The sequence below is a fragment of the Ilumatobacter nonamiensis YM16-303 genome (assembly GCF_000350145.1).
Classification (GTDB): Bacteria; Actinomycetota; Acidimicrobiia; order Acidimicrobiales; family Ilumatobacteraceae; genus Ilumatobacter_A; species Ilumatobacter_A nonamiensis.
The window spans coordinates 1-6,526 of record NZ_BAOL01000250.1 but is presented as its reverse complement, the minus strand read 5'-3'; the positions used below and the strand labels follow the sequence as shown (position 1 = coordinate 6,526).

Genomic DNA, 6,526 nt, shown 5'->3' with positions numbered 1-6,526 from the left:
GCGCTCCGTGCGCGAACTGTTCACGAGATGCAGTCTCTCGCGGGGAATGTGGCCGTCCACAAAGCGGACGTCGTAGCGTTGGGCGCGTGTCGTCAGCGCCGCCCGTCCCACCCGCATCCCGTCGGCTCGACGAGCTGCGCGCCCCCGACATCGAACGGCTCATCTCCGAGCGGTCGATCTTCGTCCAGCCACTCGGTGCGATCGAGCAACACGGGCCGCACCTGCCGTTCAACACCGACCTCCTGATCGCGGAGCGCGTCGCAACCGCGGCGGTCGAACGCATCGGCGCCGATCTCGACGTGTGGCTGCTCCCGCCGCTGGCCTACACGAAGTCGAACGAACACGCGTGGTCGTCGGGAACGATCTGGCTGTCGGCCGACACGTTGCTCCGGGTGCTCGACGACATCGGACGATGCGTCGCGCAGACACCGGCGCGGCGCCTCGTGTTCATGAACGGCCACGGCGGCAACTCCGCGCTCGTCGGTGTCGCCAACCGTGAGCTTCGCCTGCACCACGGTTTGATGACCTTTCTCGCGCATCCCGGAGTGCCGCCGGATCAAGGCGGTGTGTCGGCCGCCGACGAGCACGGCATGGGGATCCACGGTGGAACCGACGAGACCTCGATCATGCTGCACCTCGCACCGGAACTGGTCGACATGGACGCCGCGACCCGCAACGTGCCGGACGGTTTGATCGACAACCGCTACGTCCGCTTCGGAGGGTCGGTCGGTTTCGGCTGGCTGTCCAACGATTTCGGCGACGCCGGCCACATCGGCGACCCCACAACGGCGACCGCCGAGCGGGGTGCAGAGCTGGTCGAGGCTGCGGTGGTCGCCTTCTGCGAGGCGCTCGGCGAGATCGCCGAGTTCAACCTGCCGATGTGATCGACGGGTCGATGAAGTCGTTGGTGACGAGTTCGTCGACTGCGACAGGGTCCACCTCGAGGATCTCGGACAGCTCCGTGAGGAAGGGTTCGAGGCGGTCGGTGTCGAAGTTGCCGGTCGTGGAATCGGCACCGTCGCCGAAGACCCCACTCGCGACACCTTCGGCGACTCCGGCATCCATCAGCTCGACGGTCAGCCGGGCCAACGGAGTGAACTGAGCGCGTGTGATGGTCATGAGCCCGTTCGTTTCGTTCGGGTCAGAGGCGTAGGCCGTGATCGCCTGCTGGATCACGGGGACGAGGCGCTCGAGACAGTCGGCACTCTCGTCGACCTCCGTGCGGCGGACCGCGAGAACGTCGTCGTAGGCGGCCCAGCCCGATTCGGTTCCGTCGATGGCGACGATCGGTCGGCCCCACTGGGGGAGCGAGGGGATCAGGACCGGGTCGACCAACGCGTCGCCCTGCTGGATGATGGTCCCCCCGGACTGGACGAACGCGGCCGGCTCACCGTCGAATCCCGCCACCAGTTGCGTCGGGTCCAGCGCTCCCGTCCCTGCGAGGTATGCGGTGAAGGGGTCGTCGGTCCGGTGGTGGACGGCGATACCGGCGTCACGCACCGAGTCGATCGTGTCGACGTCGGGATACGTCGCCGGGTCGACGATGAGCACGTCGCGTGACCGATCGGTCAGGCTCACCACACCCAACGACGGCGCGGCCGAGTCGTGTCGCAATGCCGTCGCCGTCGAGGTCTGTGCGAGCAGGATCTCGGGGTCGGCCGCCAGCAGTTCGAGGGCCGTGGCGAACCCGACCGCCGGCCCCCCGGAGCGCAGTTCGAGCACGACGTCCTCAGCGGTGCCGTCGACGCGTACCAACTGGCTCGACACCGTCGCCGTGGCGGAATCCACCTGGGGGTCCGGCCCGAGCAGGGCGAACAACGGGCCCACGTCGGGTCCCGGCAGCATCGTGGTCTGGATCGCGATCCGCTCCGGGCACACCTCGATCAACGGACCGTCCTCGACCGGCGGCTGGGTCGTGGTCGGCGCCGCCGTCGACTCGGGGGTGACGTCCGTGGTGGTCGTGGCTGCTGCTGTTCCCGACGTGGTCTCCGGTCCGGCCCCGTCGTCCGACGAACAACCGGCGAGTGCGACGCCGACGGCGACGGCGATCGCCGGGAGACGCCACCGACGTGGCACGGCTCGGCCGCGTGGCGTGGCTCGCTTGCCCGAATCCTGCACCCGACGATCTTGTCAAGCTCGACACCCCGCTGGGTGCATGCTCGCGAATCCGCCGCAGAATCCACATTTGCGCGACGGTCGTCGTCGGACGAGGTGTTCGGTACGTTGCTGATCGTGCAGACCCAGCTCCTCACCTCTGCAACGGCGATCGACGGAACGCTCGTCGATGTGCTCATCGGGGCCGCGGGAACCGTGGACGCAGTCGGTCCCGAACTCGCTGCCGACAACGGACGTTCAGCGGTCGAGCGCGTCGACCTGTCGGGCCGGATCGTGCTCCCGGCGGCGACCGAACCTCACGCGCATCTCGACAAGGCGTTCCTCGCCGAGGTCGTCGCGAACCCCACCGGCGATCTGATCGGTGCGATCGAGGCGATGCGCGCCAACCGGCACCTCCTGAACACACCGAACACGGTCGAACGAGCCGAGCGGGCCGCCCGCCTGATGGCCGGCAACGGCTACACCGCAGTTCGGACCCACGCCGATGTGACGGTCGACCACGGATTGACCTCGATCGAGGCGCTCGTCGAAGTCCGTGAGCGAGTCGCCGATGTGATCGACATCGAGATCGTCGCACTGTGTGGCTGGCCCATCACGGGCGACCGAGGGGCCGATCAGCGTGCGCTGCTTCGTGCTGCCCTCGACGGCGGTGCCGACCTCGTCGGTGGTTGTCCCCACCTCGAAACCGTCGCCGGTGACGGCACGATCGCCTCGGCCACGGAGATCCTGTTGGCAATCGCCGATGACTACCGGCGACCCGTCGACCTGCACACCGACGAAACCCTCGATCCCGCAGCGGACGGCCTTGCCCGATTGGCCGCTCACGTCGCAGCGGGATTCGATCTCCCGGTCACGGCGAGCCATTGCGTGAGCCTCGGGCAGCAATCGGAACGTGACCAGCAACGAACCGCGGAGGCGGTTGCGGCTGCGGGCATCAGCGTCGTTGCGCTTCCGCACACCAACCTCTTCCTCCAGGGACGCGGCCGATCGCCCATGCCGAGGGCACTGACTGCCGTCGAGGCGTTGCGAACCGCCGGAGCGAACGTCGCTGCGGGGGCGGACAACTTGCAGGACCCCTTCAACCCGCTCGGGCGGGCCTGCCCGTTCGAGACCGCGGGGCTGATGATCCTCGCCGCACACCTGCGTCCTGCCGACGCCTGGACGATGGTCTCGACGAACTCTTCGCGAGCGTTGGGTCGTGCCGGTGCGGCCACGCCGGTACACGGCTTGCACCTCGGGGCACCCGCCGACCTCCTCTCCGTGCCCGCAGCGAATGTTCGCGAGGCGATTGCCGGCGGGCCGCCCGATCGGATCGTCTGGCGGAACGGAGTTCGGCGAGGCGGCGAAACGTGATGTTCACGATCGCGAGCGGGGCCGAACTGGGCCCAGAGGTATAGTCGCGGACGCATGAGCGTTGTCGACGAAAGCCTCGACCAGGCTGCCCGCGACACCACTGCACGGCTCCGTTTCGACGGACTGTCGATGGTCTTCCCGGACGGAACGCACGCGTTGGAGGACATCTCGTTCTCGGTCGCCCCGGGTGAGTTCACGACCGTCGTGGGTCCGTCGGGTTGCGGGAAATCGACACTGCTGCGGATCGCGTCCGGCCTCGAGCGCGGCTACACCGGAGGCTGCGACGTCGACCGGGACTCGATCGGGTACGTGTTCCAGGATGCGACCCTGCTGCCGTGGCGGACCGTACAGCGCAATGTGGAGCTGAATGCCGAACTGCACCACGTCGACAAGGACGAGCGCCAGCGCCGTGCGGCCAAGGCAATCGAACTCGTCAACCTGACGGGCCACGAGGACAAGTATCCGAAGCAGCTCTCCGGCGGGATGAAGATGCGCTGCTCGCTCGCTCGGTCGCTGGTCCTCAACCCCGGTGTGTTCCTGTTCGACGAGCCCTTCGGCGCCCTCGACGAGATCACCCGCGAGTTCCTCAACAACGAGCTGCTGCGACTGTTCGCGCTCGAGAAGTTCGCCGCGCTGTTCATCACCCACTCGATCGCCGAGGCGGTGTTCCTGAGCACCCGTGTGCTCGTCATGTCCGCCCGACCCGGCCGCATCATCGGTGACTACGAGGTCCCGTTCGGGGCGGAGCGGCCGCACGACCTGCGTTTCGAACCGGCGTTCGCCGAGCTGTGCGGCCGGATCAACGACGACTTGAAGGGAGCGCACGCGTGACCACCGTGGACGACGTCGGCTCTGCGACCGCCCTTCCCGAGGCAGCGATCGACGACGAGACCGGCGCACCGGCCACGCGGGTGGCACCGGTGAAGCGGGCCGGCGACGGCTTCCTCGGCCGGTTCCTCCCGCCGGCGATCATGTTCGCCATCTTCATCGGGGTCTGGTATCTGTACTCGACCCTTGCCTTCGACCAGGCCTTCCAACGCCGCAATGCGCTGCCGTACCCGCACGAGGTCGTCGTCGACGGATTCCTTCCGCTCTGGGATCCACGCCAGGGCACCCGCGAGATCATGGGCTACATGTGGCCGACGATCAAGGTCACCCTGCTCGGCCTGGGGATCTCGATCGTGGTCGGCGTCTGCATCGCCGTGGTGATGAACATGTCGCGGTACTTCGAGCGGGCGATCTTCCCCTATGCGGTCGTCGCGCAGACCGTTCCCGTGCTCGCGATCACCCCGCTGCTCACTCAGGTGTTCGGTGACAAGCTCGGCGTGCGGCTGGCGGTGGTGTTCCTGATCGCCGTCTTCCCGATCATCACGAACACGCTGTTCGGTCTCCAGTCGACCGACCGGTTGCACCACGACCTGTTCACGCTCAACAAAGCGGGACGGTGGACGCGTCTGTGGAAGCTCGAACTGCCCACGGCCCTTCCCGCGCTGATGACCGGGATTCGCATCGCTTCGGGTCTCGCCGTGATCGGTGCGATCGTCGCCGACTTCTTCTTCAACCAGGGCGACAAGGGGATCGGCTTCTTCATCCGGGTCCGCCAGCAGAAGGCGGCCGACCGACCCGACATGCTCGCGGGGACGATCACCGCATCGCTCTTCGGCGTCGTCATGTTCCTGATCGTGGGAGCGATCACCGCTCGTGCCATTCGTGACTGGCACGATTCAGCCAACCACGGCTGATTCGAACACCACCCACCCACCAACACACCTGCGCAGCAGGGGGAGAAACAACATGAGAGCAACCAGGGCCATTGCCGTGGCAAGCGCCGCAGCCATCGTGCTCGCGGCATGCGGATCCGACAGCGATTCCGCCGACGAGACCGAGGACTCCGCCGCAGGCGACGAGGCCGAGGCAACCGAGGACACGGCCGCAACCGAGGGCACCGAGGCGTCGACCGACGATTCCGGCGACGAGGCAGCTGCGGGCGAGGGCGACTGCCCCTCCGAACTCGTGATCCAGACCGACTGGTTCCCCGAACTGGAGCACGGCGGCACCTACCAGCTGATCGGGCCCGACGGCACCGCCGACGTCGACACCGTGTCGTATTCGGGTCCCGTCCAGGAGCAGTACGCCGTGGGTGGGCTCGAGACCGTCACGATCAGGACCGTGAACTTCGACAAGTCGCAGACCTCGGCGCTGGCCGACGGTGACGCCGACATGGCGTACGTGACGACCAGCGACATCATCAAGGACTCCGGCGCGATCCCGCTGGTGGCCATCGCCAAGACCCTCGATCAGGACCCGCAGATGGTCATGTGGGATCCCGAGCAGTACGACATCTCCGAACCGGCCGACATCGCCGGGACGGGGGCGCAGGTGCTGCACTTCCCCGGGACGTCCTACATCGACTTCATGATCTCCGAAGGCTTCATCACCGAGGACCAGAGCAACCCCAGCTACGACGGCTCCGATGCGGCGTGGGTCGCCGGCGGCGGCGACGTCTTCCAGCAGGGGTTCGCCACCAACGAGGTCTACAAGTACGAGAACGACATCGCATGGAAGGACGGCGGCCCGGCCGACGTCGACTTCTACACGGTGGCCGACCTCGGCTTCGAGAACTACCCCGGCGTGATCACCATGCTCCAACCACGTGCCGACGAACTCGACTCGTGCCTCACCGAACTCGTGCCGGTGATGCAGCAGGCATGGATCGACTTTCTCGACGACCCGAAGCCGATCACCGATGCGATGATCGGCATCAACGAGACCCACGCCGGTTTCTGGGGCCTGAGCGAGGGCCTGAACGAAGCGGGCCTCGAGCTCGTGGAGTCCGAAGGGTTCGCGGTGAACAGCCCGGACGGCACCTACTGCAGCCTCGACCCGGAGCGGATGGAGACGCTGTACGGCATCCTCCAACCGATCTACGAAGAGCAGGGAACCGAGGTCGCTGACAGTGTCGACGGCCTCTACACCAACAAGTACTGCGAAGGCGCCCCCGGCCGCTGACGCAACGCGGCCGGAACCGCCGTTCTCGTGAACAGTTCGCGCACGGAGC

Annotated in this window: 6 protein-coding genes; 5 read left to right on the top strand and 1 reads right to left on the bottom strand. The window is 67.1% G+C overall.

Features of this window, described 5'->3' with window-relative positions:
- Positions 1–86 precede the first annotated feature (86 nt).
- Positions 87–884 (top strand): creatininase family protein, encoded by a 798-nt coding sequence (locus tag ON45_RS18890; protein WP_040496031.1) that lies wholly within the window; start codon positions 87–89, stop codon positions 882–884.
- Here ON45_RS18890 and ON45_RS18885 read toward each other — a convergent pair.
- Entirely contained in the window at positions 868–2,118 is a 1,251-nt protein-coding gene (locus ON45_RS18885; RefSeq protein WP_040496029.1) for a hypothetical protein, read from the bottom strand. The two genes, ON45_RS18890 and ON45_RS18885, sit on opposite strands and share 17 nt — an antisense overlap.
- 114 nt (positions 2,119–2,232) lie before the next feature.
- On the opposite strand from ON45_RS18885, the gene ON45_RS18880 reads away from it, so the two are divergent.
- The 4 genes from ON45_RS18880 to ON45_RS18865 are packed head-to-tail and all read left to right on the top strand — an operon-like array spanning position 2,233 to position 6,477.
- Complete coding sequence (locus tag ON45_RS18880) at positions 2,233–3,468, top strand: amidohydrolase family protein (protein ID WP_148288776.1); 1,236 nt, start codon at positions 2,233–2,235, stop codon at positions 3,466–3,468.
- A 54-nt stretch (positions 3,469–3,522) separates the two neighbouring features.
- Positions 3,523–4,299, top strand: a complete 777-nt coding sequence (locus ON45_RS18875; RefSeq protein WP_040496027.1) for an ABC transporter ATP-binding protein — start codon at positions 3,523–3,525, stop codon at positions 4,297–4,299.
- Positions 4,296–5,210 carry an ABC transporter permease gene (locus ON45_RS18870; RefSeq protein ID WP_051063372.1) on the top strand — a complete coding sequence of 305 codons (915 nt, stop codon included), beginning with the start codon at positions 4,296–4,298 and terminating at the stop codon, positions 5,208–5,210. The genes ON45_RS18875 and ON45_RS18870 overlap by 4 nt, the downstream gene beginning before the upstream one ends.
- A gap of 52 nt (positions 5,211–5,262) precedes the next feature.
- The gene (locus ON45_RS18865; protein WP_148288775.1) at positions 5,263–6,477 is read left to right on the top strand and encodes an ABC transporter substrate-binding protein; all 1,215 of its coding nucleotides are present in this window, start codon (positions 5,263–5,265) and stop codon (positions 6,475–6,477) included.
- Positions 6,478–6,526 lie beyond the last annotated feature (49 nt).